The 15,666-nt window shown below is 61.5% G+C and carries 19 protein-coding genes; 18 read left to right on the top strand and 1 reads right to left on the bottom strand.

The features are described from left to right. Position 1: 1 nt before the first annotated feature. Positions 2-850 carry a hypothetical protein gene (locus ACH6CV_RS15945; protein WP_456359209.1) on the bottom strand — a complete coding sequence of 283 codons (849 nt, stop codon included), beginning with the start codon at positions 848-850 and terminating at the stop codon, positions 2-4. A 72-nt stretch (positions 851-922) separates the two neighbouring features. Between ACH6CV_RS15945 and ACH6CV_RS15940 the strand changes: the two genes are divergently transcribed. From ACH6CV_RS15940 to ACH6CV_RS15855, 18 genes are all read left to right on the top strand, one after another. Continuing rightward, the gene (locus ACH6CV_RS15940; RefSeq protein WP_456359208.1) at positions 923-1,420 is read left to right on the top strand and encodes a hypothetical protein; all 498 of its coding nucleotides are present in this window, start codon (positions 923-925) and stop codon (positions 1,418-1,420) included. A gap of 151 nt (positions 1,421-1,571) precedes the next feature. Continuing rightward, entirely contained in the window at positions 1,572-1,967 is a 396-nt protein-coding gene (locus tag ACH6CV_RS15935) for a sigma factor-like helix-turn-helix DNA-binding protein (RefSeq protein ID WP_456359207.1), read from the top strand. 96 nt (positions 1,968-2,063) lie between these two features. Further along, positions 2,064-2,285 carry a hypothetical protein gene (locus ACH6CV_RS15930; protein ID WP_456359206.1) on the top strand — a complete coding sequence of 74 codons (222 nt, stop codon included), beginning with the start codon at positions 2,064-2,066 and terminating at the stop codon, positions 2,283-2,285. After that, entirely contained in the window at positions 2,269-2,580 is a 312-nt protein-coding gene (locus ACH6CV_RS15925) for a DNA ligase (protein WP_456359205.1), read from the top strand. Before ACH6CV_RS15930 ends, ACH6CV_RS15925 begins: the two co-directional genes overlap by 17 nt. Beyond that, the gene (locus ACH6CV_RS15920) at positions 2,573-3,721 is read left to right on the top strand and encodes a DUF2800 domain-containing protein (RefSeq protein ID WP_456359204.1); all 1,149 of its coding nucleotides are present in this window, start codon (positions 2,573-2,575) and stop codon (positions 3,719-3,721) included. The genes ACH6CV_RS15925 and ACH6CV_RS15920 overlap by 8 nt, the downstream gene beginning before the upstream one ends. Continuing rightward, positions 3,699-4,274 (top strand): DUF2815 family protein, encoded by a 576-nt coding sequence (locus tag ACH6CV_RS15915; protein ID WP_456359203.1) that lies wholly within the window; start codon positions 3,699-3,701, stop codon positions 4,272-4,274. The genes ACH6CV_RS15920 and ACH6CV_RS15915 overlap by 23 nt, the downstream gene beginning before the upstream one ends. 55 nt (positions 4,275-4,329) lie before the next feature. Next, positions 4,330-7,203, top strand: coding sequence for a DNA polymerase (locus ACH6CV_RS15910; RefSeq protein WP_456359202.1), 2,874 nt, complete (start codon positions 4,330-4,332; stop codon positions 7,201-7,203). 95 nt (positions 7,204-7,298) lie between these two features. Continuing rightward, positions 7,299-7,685: a hypothetical protein gene (locus ACH6CV_RS15905; protein WP_456359201.1), complete on the top strand. Its 387-nt coding sequence runs from the start codon at positions 7,299-7,301 to the stop codon at positions 7,683-7,685. 3 nt (positions 7,686-7,688) lie between these two features. Continuing rightward, a complete protein-coding gene (locus ACH6CV_RS15900) occupies positions 7,689-8,105 on the top strand; it encodes a DUF7768 domain-containing protein (RefSeq protein ID WP_456359200.1) in 417 nt (138 codons plus the stop codon). Continuing rightward, on the top strand, positions 8,102-8,740 hold the full coding sequence (locus ACH6CV_RS15895) for an antA/AntB antirepressor family protein (protein WP_456359199.1): 639 nt from the start codon (positions 8,102-8,104) through the stop codon (positions 8,738-8,740). Before ACH6CV_RS15900 ends, ACH6CV_RS15895 begins: the two co-directional genes overlap by 4 nt. A 1-nt stretch (position 8,741) precedes the next feature. After that, the gene (locus ACH6CV_RS15890; protein WP_456359198.1) at positions 8,742-11,108 is read left to right on the top strand and encodes a VapE domain-containing protein; all 2,367 of its coding nucleotides are present in this window, start codon (positions 8,742-8,744) and stop codon (positions 11,106-11,108) included. A gap of 281 nt (positions 11,109-11,389) precedes the next feature. Then, entirely contained in the window at positions 11,390-11,683 is a 294-nt protein-coding gene (locus ACH6CV_RS15885; RefSeq protein ID WP_456359197.1) for a VRR-NUC domain-containing protein, read from the top strand. Then, positions 11,673-13,082: an SNF2-related protein gene (locus ACH6CV_RS15880; protein WP_456359196.1), complete on the top strand. Its 1,410-nt coding sequence runs from the start codon at positions 11,673-11,675 to the stop codon at positions 13,080-13,082. The genes ACH6CV_RS15885 and ACH6CV_RS15880 overlap by 11 nt, the downstream gene beginning before the upstream one ends. Positions 13,083-13,142: 60 nt before the next feature. After that, positions 13,143-13,601 carry a hypothetical protein gene (locus tag ACH6CV_RS15875; protein ID WP_456359195.1) on the top strand — a complete coding sequence of 153 codons (459 nt, stop codon included), beginning with the start codon at positions 13,143-13,145 and terminating at the stop codon, positions 13,599-13,601. Beyond that, on the top strand, positions 13,598-13,789 hold the full coding sequence (locus ACH6CV_RS15870) for a hypothetical protein (RefSeq protein ID WP_456359194.1): 192 nt from the start codon (positions 13,598-13,600) through the stop codon (positions 13,787-13,789). The genes ACH6CV_RS15875 and ACH6CV_RS15870 overlap by 4 nt, the downstream gene beginning before the upstream one ends. 141 nt (positions 13,790-13,930) lie before the next feature. After that, on the top strand, positions 13,931-14,290 hold the full coding sequence (locus ACH6CV_RS15865) for an HNH endonuclease (protein WP_456359193.1): 360 nt from the start codon (positions 13,931-13,933) through the stop codon (positions 14,288-14,290). A gap of 111 nt (positions 14,291-14,401) precedes the next feature. Beyond that, a complete protein-coding gene (locus tag ACH6CV_RS15860; protein WP_456359192.1) occupies positions 14,402-14,980 on the top strand; it encodes a P27 family phage terminase small subunit in 579 nt (192 codons plus the stop codon). Positions 14,981-14,985: 5 nt separating this feature from the next. Beyond that, a partial coding sequence (locus tag ACH6CV_RS15855; RefSeq protein ID WP_456359191.1) for a ParB N-terminal domain-containing protein occupies positions 14,986-15,666 on the top strand: 681 nt, incomplete at its 3' end.

The raw sequence follows: 15,666 nt of genomic DNA, 5'->3' as shown, positions 1-15,666 counted from the left end.
CTCAAAGATGAATATCGCCGTTCATCGTCTCTATAGAGATGAACTTCTGGTTTTGGACGGTTCCATAATTGTTGACGGTTACCCTTTTAGGGTCTGTGTCAACAAAGGGTGGCATCGTTTCTGTGCTTGCCGTCAGCTCCTTTTTTGCGATGATTCCATCGGCAGGGGGTTTTATAGCCTCTACATGAACCTGTCTCTCAATTCCGTCTCCCATATTGCCCTCATATTTTCGTTCGGCTCGGTCTCGTGACGGGCACCACGCATCAAACGTGCTTTTGCCAGATTTATTGTCTTTTCGGTGTACAACGGCATAATGCCATACGCCCAATAAGAGAGGCTGAAGGGCGAAATCACTCATCCGACGGAGCGTGGCCTTCGTCACGCCTTGCCCGTCGCTGCATATAAAGAATTCTTGATTGTCGTCAATGCTGGGGTCTGTTTCTATCAGGTCGAGCAGCGCTTTCAAAAGCCACTCCTCCCTGTTGATGCTGGTACCCACTTCCAGGAACTGCTCTGTGAAGATGCACATAGCTTTTAGTGCCTGCGGATACTCGGTTCGGACGCGTTTGTCAAAGGCGGCCACCCTGTCGGGCAACAAAAACGATAGGTTGCTCCCATCGTCGGCGCAGGACTTATAGGCATTCGCATTCGTTCTGAATGTCTGCCTGTTTACGGGCGGGATGTATTCGGGATAGACCACCCTGCCAAGCCCGGCAAGGGTATCGGTTTGTGACAAGCCGTCCTGCTCGCCATTATACCGGCTGCGCTGACTTGTTCGCTGTTTTCGCGCTTCGAGGATCAAGGTGAAATATGTGCCGCCGCATAGGACGGGATAGACATTGTTTGCCACGGTTTTTGCCTCCGTAGAAACCCATTTACTCTATTGACCGCATTGACCCGATTTACACTTGACCCGAACTCAATGGACTACAAGCTGATTCCTGTGAGCAATCACAGGGATTTTTTATTGCTCGGCATGGGACAACTCGTCGCTCGATTTCCAACAAATAGAACCAACAAAACCAGTTACAACATTATACCAACCAACATTACTGATGTCAAGAACAAACGCAAATCAATAGAAGCAGAACAGATGAAACCACAGCAAACCCAAGTACGATTTCTGACCGTGAGGCCGCCTCGAGACCCGCTATCCAATGGCTTGGACGAGCCAAACAAATTTGAACCTATGGAGGACAACACAGTGATAAACAGTCAGAGAATCACGGAAGTCAGAACCCCGAGAGGAAAGATGGTTGGAACCCTTAACGCGCGGACCGGCACATTGCAAATCAAAGACGGCAAGCGGATCACGGTAATTGAAATTCCGAAAACCGGACTGAACATCCGCTTTGCTTCGGCAGACGGTGTCTTTGAACAAATTCGCGTCGCGCTTCCGGAAGAAAAGCACACGACATAATTCCCCTCGTTCCCCCCGAATCCGCCAGATCGCTTCAGACGACAGCGCGGACGCCCCAAGCGGGCGTTCAGGCTGTCGTCTTTTGCTGTCCTAAGGCGGACTCGGCGACTCCGGCGGATTCAGAAAATCTGCGATCCAAAGGAGTCAAGCCATGCGCATTCAGTACAAAGACGCGGACGGACGCGTTCTGGAGCTCGAGGTATCCGAGGAGGTCGGACGGTTTTATCTCGCCGATATGGATCGGGAACGCAAAAGCGACCGGCGTGAGACGCGCCGGCATACGCCGCTCAGCGCGTTCAACTATGAGGACCACGCTTATTTCGACAGCGGCATCGACATCTGCGGCCAGTTGGCCCGCGCGGACGCGGTAAAGCGCGCCATGGACAAGCTGACACCGCGGGAGCGATACCTTCTCACCGCCGTTCACATTGACAACCGCTCCTATAGCGAGATCGCCCGGGCGGAGCGGAAAGCGCCGTCCACCGTTTTGCGTGAAACCCGCAAGGCCGCGGAGCGGTTCAGGCACTTTTTCGGCCCGCGAGAATAAAATCTCATTTCTTTTGAAAAATCGCGCAAAATCCGCCCTCTCCCGTGGCTTATAGCGAAGGCACAAGAAAAAGGCCTTCGGAAAGGCGGGAAAGACATGGGACACACGCTTCGAATCGGCGTGGAGAAAGCGCCGCGGGCGGACGACCGGGATCTGGCGGAGCGGATCGTCAGCTGCCGCAGGGTGACCCTCCGGGAGCGGCTGCTCCGGCGGCTCTTGGGCGTGCCGCGGCGGCTGACGATCCTGGTGCCCGGCGACAGCGTAAAGACGCTGTCCATCATTGAGGAGGGAGGGTGCGCAGATGAGCCGGATGAGTGAACTGAACCTGTGCGTCGGGGAACTGCGGAATGCGGCCCAAGCGCTGAGCGCCGCCGCGGAGAGCCTGACGGCGCTGTTCTCGGACGGCGGGGAGCAGATGCAAAGCGCTTCGGCACCGGAGCCGGCCGTTACGCTGGAGGAGGTGCGGGCGGTGCTGGCGGACAAGTCTCGCGCGGGGCACACCAACGTGGTGCGCGCGCTGCTTCATAAGCATGGAGCGGAGAAGCTCTCGGAGATCGACCCGGCGGCGTATCCGGCGCTGCTTCAGGACGCGGAGGCGCTAAAAGATGGCTGAGCACGCGCTTTTGTCGGCGTCCTCCAGCCACCGCTGGCTGAACTGCCCGCCCTCGGCCCGACTCTGCGAATCATACCCGGACGAATCCTCCGTCTACGCAGCGGAGGGCACCGCCGCCCACGCGCTGTGCGAGTATCGGCTGAAACAGGCGCTGGGGATGGCAGCGGAGGACCCCGTAGAGAACCTCTCCTTCTACAACCAGGAGATGGAGGACTGCGCCCAGGCGTACGCCGCGTTCGTGCAGGAACAGTTGGAAGCGGCGAGACAGGCCTGCCCGGATCCCGTGGTGCTCGTCGAACAGCGCGTCGATTTCTCCCGCTGGGTGGAAGGCGGCTTCGGAACGGCCGACTGCGTGATCATCGCGGACGGCGCGCTGCACGTGGTGGACTACAAGCACGGGCAGGGCGTGCTGGTGGAGGCGGAGGACAACCCGCAGATGAAGCTGTACGCGCTGGGCGCGCTGGAACTGTTCGACGGCATCTACGACATAGACCGCGTTTTCATGACCATCTTCCAGCCCCGGCGGGACAACGTCAGCACCTGCATGGTATCCAAGGAATCGCTGTACCGGTGGGCGGAGGAAGCGCTGAAGCCCGCGGCGGATGCGGCCTATGCGGGCGAAGGCCCGTTCCAAAGCGGCGAGTGGTGCCGGTTCTGCAAGGCAAAGGCCGACTGCCGCGCCCGGGCGGAGCGGAATCTGGAACTGGCCGAGTATGCGTTTAGAAAGCCGGCGCTCCTTACGGACGAGGAGATCGAGTCCATCCTCAATCGGATTGATGAGCTGACTGCCTGGGCGGAGGACGTTCGGGACTACGCGCTTCGCGCCGCGCTGGCGGGAAAGCGCTGGACGGGCTGGAAGCTGGTGGAGGGCCGCGCCAACCGCCGCTACATCGACGAGCACGCCGCAGCAGAAGCCGTCGCCGCCGCGGGATACGACCCCTACGAGCAAAAGGTGCTGGGCGTCACGGCCATGGAGAAGGCACTCGGCAAGGCAAGATTTCAGGCGATTCTCGGCCATCTGGTCGAGAAGCCGCAGGGCAAACCCACCCTCGTGCCGGAGCGGGACAGGCGCCCGGCTCTGGACACGGCGAAAAATGATTTTACGGAGGCAGATCATCATGGCGAATCAGGCAAAAGGTAAGTTTGTGAACCCCACCAAGGTTGTCACCGGCGAGGTGCGGCTGTCCTACGCGAACCTGTGGGATCCCAAATCCATCAACGGCGGCGCGCCCAAGTACAGCGTGTCCCTCATCATCCCGAAGTCCGATACCGGCACCATCGCCAAGGTGAAGGCGGCCATTGAGGCGGCCTACCGCGAGGGCGAAGCCAAGCTCAAGGGCAGCGGCAAGACCGTCCCCGCGCTTTCCGCGATCAAGACGCCGCTCCGGGACGGGGATCTTGAGCGCCCGGACGACGAGGCGTACGCGAACAGTTACTTTCTCAACGCCAACAGCGCCGCGGCGCCGGGCATTGTGGACAGGATGTGCGCGCCCATTCTGGAGCGTTCCGAGATCTACAGCGGCGTGTACGCCCGGGCCAGCGTGAACTTCTACGCGTTCAATTCCAACGGAAACCGGGGCGTCGCCTGCGGGCTCAACAACATCCAGAAGCTGCGGGACGGGGAGCCGCTGGGCGGCAGATCCCGCCCGGAGGACGATTTTGCCGACCGGGAGGACGAGGACTTTCTCGGATGACGACCGCTGGGAGGGCGGTGGGCTCCTGCCGCCCTCCCGGAGAAGGAGACCTTGCGTGAAGACGTTATCTCTCGACATTGAAACCTTCGCGTCCGCCGACCTGTCCCGTTCGGGTGTGTACCGCTACGCCGAGTCCCCGGACTTTGAGGTCCTGCTTCTTGGGTACTCCGCGGACGGCGGACCTGTGGAAGTGATCGACCTTGCGTCAGGGGAAGCGCCGCCGCCGGAGATCCGCGCCGCGCTGACGGACGACGGCGTGATCAAATGGGCGTTCAACGCCAATTTTGAGCGGGTGTGCTTGTCCCGGTGGCTGGGTCTGCCCAAGGGCGAATACCTGAACCCGGCATCCTGGCGCTGCTCCATGGTGTGGGCGGCGGTGATGGGGCTGCCCCTCTCGCTGGAAGGCGCGGGCGCGGCGCTGGGGCTGGAGAAGCAGAAGCTGAAGGAAGGTAAGGAGCTGATCCGATTCTTCTGCCAGCCCTGCCGGGCGGCCGAGGTAAGCGGGAACCGCGCCCGCAACCGTCCGGAGCACGCGCCGGAGAAGTGGGCGGCGTTCAAGGAATACAACCGCCGCGACGTGGAAGCGGAGATGGCCGTTCAGGAGCGGCTTTCCAAGTTCCCGGTGCCGGAGGCCGTCTGGGAAGAGTACCGGCTGGATCAGACGATCAACGACCGGGGCGTCGCGCTGGACATGACACTCGTGCGCAATGCCGTTGCGGCTGACGCACAGTCAAGGGCAGAGCTTACGCATCTGATGAAGGAAATCACGATGCTTGACAACCCGAACTCCGTCGCGCAGATGAAGGGATGGCTCGCCGACCGCGGCTTGGAGACCGACACGCTGGGCAAGAAGGCGGTGGCGGGGCTTCTGAAGACCGCGCCGGAGCCGCTGCGCCGCGTGCTCGAGTTGCGGGGGCAGTTGGCGAAATCGTCGGTCAGGAAGTACCAGGCGATGGAGAACGCCGTCTGCGCGGACGGCCGCGCGCGCGGCATGTTCCAATTCTATGGCGCGAATCGAAGCGGAAGATGGTCCGGCCGAATTATCCAATTACAAAATCTGCCCCAGAACCACCTGCCCGATCTGGAAGCCGCACGAAGCCTTCTGCGCGCCGGGGATTTTGAGGCGCTGTCCATGCTCTACGGCTCCGTTCCGGAGACGCTCTCGGAGCTCATCCGCACGGCGTTCATCCCCAAGCCCGGCCGCAAGTTTATCGTGGCGGACTTTAGCGCGATCGAAGCGCGCGTCATTGCGTGGTTCGCCGGGGAGACCTGGAAGACGAACGCCTTTGCAGCCGGCGAAGATATCTATTGTGCGACGGCTTCCCAGATGTTCCATGTGTCCGTGGTCAAGCATGGCGAGAACGGGCATCTCCGACAGAAGGGTAAGATCGCGGAACTGGCGTGTATCGCCGAGGGACAGCTTGTCCTGACCGACATGGGCCTGATTCCCATCGAAAAGGTAACGCACACACACCGGTTGTGGGACGGAGAGCGCTGGATCCGCCACGGCGGAGTCATTTTTCAAGGGCAACGGAGGGTCATCGAATATGAAGGACTTATTGCCACTCCAGACCACCTCGTTTGGATTGAAGGGGAATCGTGGCCGGTACGACTTGAAGACGCCGCCACCAGCGGCGCGCATCTCATTCAGTCCGGAGATGGTCGGCGAGCAATACGGGTGGGTGCAAATCATCAGCCCGGAAAAACGCTGGAATCGGTCGATGAACCATTGTTATGTTCTTACCCGGTGTCAGGGTTGCGGAAGCGTTCAATGGCAGGATCGCAGCAGTTTGAAAAGCGGGAAATCGACCGGCTGCCAGCGGTGTTCGCAGCCTCGCCGGATTCCTCTGTGGCTGGACAGACGGCTTACGGCGGCAAAACAGCGGTGCGAAAATCCAAACGACGCTGCATATCGCGACTACGGCGCGCGTGGAATTCGCTTCGATTTTCCGAGCGTGATTTCAGCAGGGCTCTATCTGATCCACAAGTACGGTTATCCGAATCGGAAACTGGAGATCGACCGAATCGACAACAACGGAAACTACGCGCCGGGCAATCTCCGTTTCGTCAATCGGTCGCAGAATTACGCAAACAGGCGCAATACCGTTTTGTCGGAGTTCCGGCAGGAATACTGGCCGTATGCGCGGAGCGTGGTCATACGGAAGCTATCTCAAGGGAAGAGTCGGGAAGAGATCATTCAGGATGCGGAAACGGCGATATTCGAGAGACGGAAAAACTGGAGAACCATCTCCGCACGGCTCGACTTTATGATATACGAGATGCCGGAGAAAATCACCGTTTTACCGTATCGGGAAAACTCGTCCACAATTGCGGCTATGGCGGCTCAGTAGGCGCCTTGAAGGCCATGGGCGCTTTGGAGACGGGGGTCGGGGAAGCAGAACTCAAACCGCTGGTTGATGCCTGGCGCGCCGCCAATCCCAACATCGTTCGCTTCTGGTGGGACGTTGACAAAGCGGTCATGACTGCGGTCAGGGAAAGGTCATCCACCCAAACGCATGGCGTGCGCTTTTCTTATCGAAGCGGAATGCTGTTTATCACGCTGCCCTCCGGCCGTCGGTTATCGTATGTGAAGCCGCGCGTCGGCGTCAACCGGTTCGGCTCGGACTGCGTGACCTACGAGGGCGTGGGCGCGACGAAGAAGTGGGAGCGGCTTGAGTCCTACGGCCCGAAGCTCGTGGAAAACATAGTGCAGGCTACCGCGCGGGATCTTCTCGCGGCGGCGATGCTGCGGCTGGACGAAGCGGGATACCGGATCGTGATGCACATCCACGACGAGGTGGTCGTCGAGGCACCCGAAAACGCGTCCGTGGAGGACGTCTGCGCCATCATGAGCCGGACCCCGGCGTGGGCAAAGGGCCTGCCGCTCCGCGCGGACGGGTACGAGTGCGCCTTCTACAAAAAAGATTGAGGATTTACCGCTTTCGCGCAAAATCCGGCGTCCGCCGTGGCTTATGGTGAGGGCGAAAGCGGCTTTCCCCTACGAGAACACAAGGAGGGTATTTTATGTTTTACATCAAGCGCCGCCAACCGTGCGGCAAGACCATCCCGATCGAGATCACGGACGAAAACGTGTTCACCCGCTGTCCGGCGTGCGGCCGTGAACTGCCCGTGCATTTGGCAGAGCTCTTCGCGGACGGCGAGGGTGATCTGTACTCCGCATCCGTCCTCTGCGCCCGGTGCACAGCGAAGCGCGCGGAGGTCGCCGGCCGCGGCCCGCGCACCTACGCAGGCATCGAGCGGCTGACGCGCCTTCTGATCCGGGCCGGGTATGTGACGCGGCTTCTCGGCCTCTATGAGCGGTTCAACATTGAGGATCTGGCGGAACTGAGCCCCATGGAGTACGCGGAGTTCGGGGCGGAGCTCGCGAAGCTGGTTCGCGTCGAGGGATAGACCATGAACATGCGAAACGCGGAAGGCTACTTCGACCCGACGGCCGGCATCGCGCTTCACAACGTCGACCGGGAGGCGCGGGCCAGGGCATACAGGCCGCTTATCTGCATCGCCTCGCCCTACGCGGGCGACGTGGAGCGGAACACCGCCCGGGCGCGGGCGTACTGCAGGTTCGCGGTGGACAGGGGGTGCATCCCGCTGGCACCGCACCTCATCTACCCACAGTTCCTAAACGACGGCGACGAGGCCGAGCGCGCGCTGGGGCTTTGGTTCGCGCGCATCCTGCTCACAAAGTGCGACGAACTGTGGGTATTCGGCGAAACCATAAGCCCCGGCATGGCGGCGGAGATCGCAAAGGCGGATCGCCGGGGCATTCCGACCCGATTCTTTACCGAGGACTGCGAGGAGGTGCGCAGGTGAACGAACTGATTCAGATCTGCTACGATGCCGAAACCCCGACCGTCAGCGGGCGTGAACTGCACGCCGCGCTGGAAGTGAGCACGGATTATCCGCACTGGTTCGCGCGCATGTGCGAATATGGGTTCCAAGAAGGGAAAAGCTATCGGACAATTTTGACCGATAGGTCTGACGGACTCCCTGGAAAGCCCAAGACGGACCATCTGCTCACCATTCCCATGGCAAAGGAGCTCTGCATGCTCCAGCGCAGCGAGATGGGCAGGAAATTCCGTCAGTACTTCATCGCCGTGGAGGAAGCCTGGAACGCTCCCGAAAAGGTCATGGAGCGCGCGCTAAAGATCGCGCACCGGCGCGCCGCGGAAGCCGAGCGCCGCATCTTTGCTCTGGCGGAGGAGAACGAGACCCTTGAGATCGCGCTCAACACATCGCTGCGGTTCTACACCGTCGCGAAGTACAACAAGACCTTCAACAAGGGCTGGAACATGGCCCGGTGCCAGGCGATCGGTCGGCGGCTCACCGCCTACTGCCGCGCCCGTGCCATCGAGATCCGCTCCTGCGAAACCAACGACGAGCGCTTCGGCGCGGTGAACAGCTACCCGCTCACCGCCTGGGAAGCGTTCCTGAAGGAGGGTGCGTAAGATGGATCAGACTGTCAAAATCGCGGTGTGCAACCGTAAAACGAACCTGAAATACAAGAACCAGGAACAGCCTTGGAGCTATCTGAAGGAGCGCAACCGCACACCGATCCGCACATCGGAAACAGCCGAGGAGTACAAGAAGGCCGACAAAAAGCAGCGCGACGCGGCCAAGGATCACGGCGGCTTTGTCGGCGGCTGGCTCAAGGACGGCAGGCGCCTCGCGGCAAACGTGCTGTCGCGCGGCGTCGGCGCGCTGGACGCGGACAGAATCCCCGCCGGGGTCGATTTCCCGGCGCTGATCCGGGACAAGCTGGGCAAGTACGCGTATTTCCTGTACTCCACGCACAGCCATACGCCCGAAGCGCCGCGTTTCCGCGTCGCCATCCTGTTCAGCCGCGAGGCCGCGCCGGACGAGTACCCGGCGCTCATGCGGATGATCGCCAAGCAGATCGGCATGGATTACTTCGACGATTCCACCTATCAGGTAAACCGCATGATGTATTGGGCGTCGTGCCCGATGAACGGCGAGTTTGTGTATGAGGAGAACGACGGCGAAGCGCTGAACCCCGACGTATTTCTCGCCATGTATGCCGACTGGCGGGATGTCACCCAGTGGCCGACGTCCTCCCGCCAGTCGGAGGCGATCCGGCACGAAGCGGCCCGCCAGCAGGATCCTCTTACGAAGGATGGCGTGGTCGGGGCGTTCTGCCGGGCCTACCCGATAGAGGACGCCATTGAGACCTTTCTCTCCGATGTCTACGCGCCCTCGGCGGTCAGCGGGCGGTACGACTACATCCCCGCGGACAGCTCCGCCGGCGTGGTGCTCTACGAAGGGAAGTTCGCCTACTCCCACCACGCCACCGACCCCGCCTGCGAAAGGCTCCTGAACGCCTTTGACCTGGTGCGGATCCACAGGTTCCTGGAGCTGGACGAAAAGGCGTCGTTCAAAGCCATGATCGAGTTTGCCACGAAGGATGAGCGCGTCGGCGCTCTGCTTCTGGAGGAGCGGCGCCGTCAGGCGGAGCGCGAGTTCCGCGAAGGCGAGGATTGGACGAAAGCCCTTCGGCGGGATAAACACGGCGCGCTTCTGAACACGCTTCAGAACATCACGCTCATTCTCGAAAACGATCCGAAGCTGCGCGGCATCGTGTTCAACCAGCTGGCCGACGGCATGGAGATCAAGGGCGAGGTTCCGTGGGGGCATCCCGCCCGGTTCTGGCGGGACGCGGACGACGCCCAGCTGATCAGCTACGTTGACGCCCATTACGGCGAGTTTTCCGCGCGCAATTATGAGATCGCGGTCACCAAAGTGGCGGACGACCGCTCCTATCATCCCATCCGGGAGTACCTGAACGCGCTGCCGCCCTGGGACGGCGTGCCGCGCGCGGAAACGCTGCTCGTTGACTATCTGGGGGCGGAGGATACCGCCTACGTCCGCGCGGTGACCCGCAAGACGCTCTGCGCGGCGGCGGCGCGGGTGTTTCGGCCCGGCGCAAAGTTCGATTACATCCTCGTGCTGAACGGGCCGCAGGGCGTGGGCAAATCCACGCTCATCGCAAAGCTCGGCGGGGAGTGGTTTTCCGACAGCCTCAGCCTGACCGACATGAACGACAAGACCGCCGCGGAAAAGCTCCAGGGATACTGGCTCATCGAGATCGGGGAGCTCGCCGGCATGCGCAAGGCCGACATCGACAAGGTCAAAGCGTTCATCTCCCGGCAGGACGACAAATACCGGGCCAGCTTCGGCCGGCGCGTCACGCCGCATCCGCGGCAGTGCGTGTTCTTTGGAACCACCAACTCGGACAAGGGGTACCTCCGGGACATCACGGGGAACCGGCGGTTCTGGACGGTCCGGACGCCCGGCGGGAGCGCGCGGCGCACCTGGCAGCTGACGGACGCGGACGTCGGGCAGGTGTGGGCCGAGGTTCTGACCTATGTGCGCGCCGGAGAGCGCCTCTATCTGGACGCCGCACTGGAAGCCCTCGCCCGGGCCGAACAGCGGGACGCGATGGAGATGGATGAGCGCGAGGGCATCGTACGCGAATACCTGGACCGGCTGCTCCCCGACGACTGGGAGAAGCGCAATGTCTGGGAGCGGCGGGCGTACATCTTCTCGCCGGACGATCCGACGCTGCCCAGGGGAACGCGATCGCGGGATACGGTCAGCAACATCGAAATCTGGTGCGAGTGCTTCGGCAAAAAGCAGGAGGACCTGAAGCCCGCGGACAGCTACGCCATCGCCGCGATCATGGAGCGGATCGGCGGCTGGGAGAAAACGGGCAGGACAAAGGCCATTCCGCTCTACGGAAGGCAGCGGCTCTATGCGCGCACGGAACAAGCCGAGCGTTGTTCAGGCGGTTGTTCCTGAAGTTGTTCCGCGTGAAAAGCCTTGAATTTCAAGGGCGCGCGGGCATCCGGGAACAAGTGAACAGGATTTCTCTCCTAAAGGAAATTTTTTATCATTATATCATAAGGACCGCTTGTGTGTAAGCGCGCGTAGGCGCGTATAGGAAAAAACCTGTTCACTTGTTCCCGGGAAGGCGAAAAGCCGCGGAATTACTGGATTTTTAGGCGGAACAAGCGGCGGAACAAGCGGCGGAACAAGCCGGGGTTTGGAACAACCCGCTTGTTCCCAAGAGGAGGGCGGATATGCGGGAAAAGACACTGGAAGGGAAGCTGGTTCGGGCGGTTCGGGCATTGGGAGGCATCGCCCCCAAGTTTGTAAGCCCGGGGTTTGACGGAATGCCCGACCGGCTGATCCTGCTCCCCGGGGGCGGGATCGCCTTCGCCGAACTGAAAGCGCCCGGGAAGAAACCGCGCCCGCTGCAGCTGCGGCGGAAGCGCCAACTGGAAGCGCTGGGCTTCCGGGTGTATGTTCTGGACGCTGATGTTCAGATCCGGGAAATCCTGAGCGGGATGGGTGGTGAAACGGATGGAGCTTAAGCTGCACGGTTATCAGCGGTATGCCGCCGACTTTATCGTCGCGCATCCGGTGTCCGCGCTCTTCCTGGGCTGCGGACTCGGCAAGACGGCGATCACGCTGACGGCCCTGCGCGAATTGATCCTTGACCGCTTTGAGGTGCGCAAGGCGCTTGTCATAGCGCCCATGAGGGTTGGGCTGAACGTATGGCCGCAGGAACTCCGTCAATGGGACTGCTTTCGCGAGCTCGACTATGCCGTGGCAATCGGGACAGAGCGCGAGCGCAGGGCGGCGCTCCGCCGGAACGCGCGGATCACCATCATCAACCGTGAAAATGTGGCGTGGCTCGTGAACCAATCCGGCGAAGCGCTGGATTTTGATATGCTGGTGATCGATGAAATGTCGAGCTTCAAAAGCCGTACCTCCCAGCGCTTCAAGGCGCTTATGACGGCGCGGAACCGCTTTCGCCGCGTAGTTGGACTGACGGCGAGCCCCGCGGCCAACGGACTGATCGATCTCTGGGCGCAGTTCCGAATCCTTGATTACGGCAAGCGGCTCGGCCGGTTCATCGGAAAGTATCGCGCCGCGTACTTTCGCCCCGACAAGACAAACGGAATGATCGTGTACGCTTATGCGCCGAAACCGGGTGCGGAGAAAGAGATCTACGAGCGGATCGGCGATATCACAGTTTCCATGAAAGCGGACGAGCAGCTTCGGATGCCGCCTTGCGTTTACCGGCAGTATCCGGTAAGCATGTCGCCGACCGAATACGCGCAGTACGAAAAGCTCAAACGGGATATGGTCGTGTCGCTGTGCTTCGCGCCGCCGGAAGGTGCCTTGGGCGAAACGAGGGACGAACACAGCGATGCGCATGACGAGGGCGTCATCGAACTGACCGCCGCCAACGCCGCGGTCCTGAGCGGGAAACTGCTGCAGTTGGCCAACGGCGCGGTCTATGACGAGAGAGGGCAGACGCTCCTGCTGCATGACCGGAAGCTGGACGCGCTGGAAGATCTGATCGAGGCCGCAAACGGCAATCCCGTGCTGGTCGCCTACTGGTACGGGCACGACCTTCAACGGATTCGGGAACGGTTCCCGATTGCGCGGGAGATCCGCGCCGGCCGGGACATTGCCGACTGGAACGCCGGGGAAATCCCGGTTGCCCTGATTCACCCCGCCTCCGCCGGGCATGGGCTAAACCTGCAGGCGGGCGGCTCGACGCTCATCTGGTTCGGGCTGACGTGGAGCCTGGAGCTCTACCAGCAGACCAACGCCCGACTGTGGCGGCAGGGGCAGAAGGACACCGTGGTCGTCCAGCACATCGTTACTCAGGGCACGATTGACGAGCAGGTCATGGCGGCGCTCCGCCGAAAGGACCAAACCCAGGCCGCGCTGATCGAGGCGGTCAAGGCCAATCTATGACAATCAAAGGAGTCAAAAGCAGCCAATCCGAGCGGATCAAACGATTCGGAGGGCATGCCCATGGACACGCGCAACTGGACGCAGGGAGAGATTCGGGCTCGGGCTTATCTGAGCCGGGTATACCGAATGGAGCGGGAAGTGAACTGGAAGCGCGAGCAGATCGCCGCGCTTGGCGAGATGGCGACCAGCGCCACCGCCCGCCTCGGCGGAATGCCGCGGAGCGATTCGCCCGACCTTCAGCGGATGGAGACGCTGGTATGCAGGATCGCCGATCTGAAGCGGGAACTTAAGGCGGATGAATCCGCGCTGGAAGCGGCGCGCGTCGATACCGCGCTGATGATCCTGAAGATTCCGGGCGAGCGGTGCCAGCGCCTCCTGACGGAGCGCTACCTGCAGAGCCGATCCTGGAAGGAGATCGCGGACGCGCTGGGCTACAGCCTGAGCCACACCTTCCGCCTGCATGAGGACGCGCTCTGCCGGATGGAAGCGCTGCTGGCGAAAGAAGGCGTCAAGCCGTGAGCTACCTGGAAGCGAAACGGGACGGCGTGCGGGTGGAGCGGGAAAACGGACGAACGGTCTATTATCCCCGCTGCCAGTTCTGCGGCGCGGAGGTGCGCTCGTGGAACTACCTGCCGAAAAATCATTACACCTGCAAAGCGTGTAGGCCCTATAAACATTTGTTTCAAAAGACCGGATTTAAGCTCTGAACGACTGAGGGCGTCGCCGCGGCGGCGCTCTTTTTCCGTTTTTTTGAAAAGATGAGAGTCAATGAGAGTTCATGAGACTTGATGAGAGTTCCCAAGTGTGCATAGTAGAGCGTGGAAGATCAGGTGGAAGGAGGCGCGGGAATGCCCACGAAGCCCAAGCACCCCTGCGCCTACCCCGGCTGCCCGGAGCTGACCAACGGTCGGTACTGCGCGGCGCACAAGAAGCTGACCGATCAGCAGTACGACCGCTACGGCCGCGACCCGGCAGGTAAGAAGCGCTACGGCCGCACGTGGCGGAAGGTGCGCGAGCGGTTTCTTCAGGCGCATCCGCTGTGCGAGATGTGCCTGAAACAGGGCCGCGCGACCCCGGCCACGGAGGTGCACCACATCCTGCCCCTCGGCCGCGGCGGCTCAAATCATGAGTCCAATCTCAGTTCTCTCTGCAAGCGTTGCCATTCGTCCGTCTCCGCCCGGGACGGCGACCGCTGGGGCACCCGGTAGGGCGGGTTAAATCTCTGTTACATTCGGCCCGGAGACCGGGCGCCAGCTCACGCGCACAAAAAAACCGGTTCAAAGGGGGGATTAACCCCATCGGGAAAGGAGGAATTTCGCATGGCCAAGGACGGCACCAACCGCGGCGGGCGGCGCGTGCGCGCGGGCGACAAGCCCCTGCCGCTTATCGACAAGATCGCCGCGGGCAAGGCGGCCAGGATTCTTGAGCCGGCGAACCTCCGTCCGGAAGAACTGCTGGAACCTGCCGAGCTCACCGGCGCCGCGGAGCTTGCCGGGGAGGATATGCCCGCGCCCGGCGAGTACTTAAGCGCCCGCCAGAAGGACGGGCGGCCCTTGGGCGCCGACGCTCTCTATACCGAAACGTGGAATTGGCTTCGCGCGCGGGGCTGTGAGAAGCTCATCAACCCCCGGCTGGTGGAGGCCTACGCCCAAGCCTTCGCCCGGTTCATCCAGTGCGAGGAGGCCATCAGCACCTACGGCCTTCTGGGCAAGCACCCCACCACTGGCGGGGCGATCACCAGCCCCTTCGTGCAGATGAGCCAGTCCTTCCAGAAGCAGGCGAACCTGCTCTGGTACGAGATCTTCGACGTCGTGAAGCAGAACTGCACCACGGCGTTTGTCGGCAATCCCCAGGACGACATGATGGAAGCCCTGCTCTCGGGGCGGAAGGGACGGTGACGCACATGCGAAGCACGGAGCGGTTTGAAAAGGTACCCATCGACAAACTCGTGCCCTACGCCCGGAACGCGCGCACGCACTCCAAAGAGCAGATTGCGCAGCTGCGCGCGTCCATCCGGGAATTCGGCTTCGTCAGCCCCTGCATCATCGACAAGGACTACAACATCATTGCCGGGCACGGGCGCGTGCTGGCCGCGCGGGAGGAGGGCATCACCGAGGTTCCCTGCGTGTTCGCCGAGCACCTGACCGACGCCCAAAAGCGCGCCTACATCCTCGCGGATAACCGCCTGGCGCTGAACGCCGGCTGGGACGAGGAAATGCTGTCGGTGGAACTGGCCGATCTGCAGGGCGCGGACTTCGATCTGTCCCTCCTGGGCTTTGATGACGCCGAGCTCAATAAGTTCCTGGGCGGCGCGGAGGACGTACAGGACGACGATTTTGACGTGGACGCCGCGCTCAAGCTGCCCACTTTTGCGCTTCCGGGGGACCTCTGGCATCTGGGAAACCACCGTCTGCTCTGCGGGGACAGCACCAAACCGGAGGATGTGGCGCGGCTGATGGACGGAAAGCAGGTAAACATCTGCCTGACGGATGCGCCCTACAATGTCAACTTTGACGGTGGGAAAGGGAAAATCCTCAACGACAACATGCCCAAGGAGCAGTTCTACGCGTTCCTGCTCTCTGCG

It is taken from the genome of Anaerozeibacter quisquiliarum (assembly GCF_051162045.1).
Taxonomy (GTDB): domain Bacteria; phylum Bacillota; class Clostridia; order Christensenellales; family Aristaeellaceae; genus Anaerozeibacter; species Anaerozeibacter quisquiliarum.
Note: the sequence above shows the minus strand (reverse complement) of the source record. Positions and strands in the feature narration are given on the sequence as shown.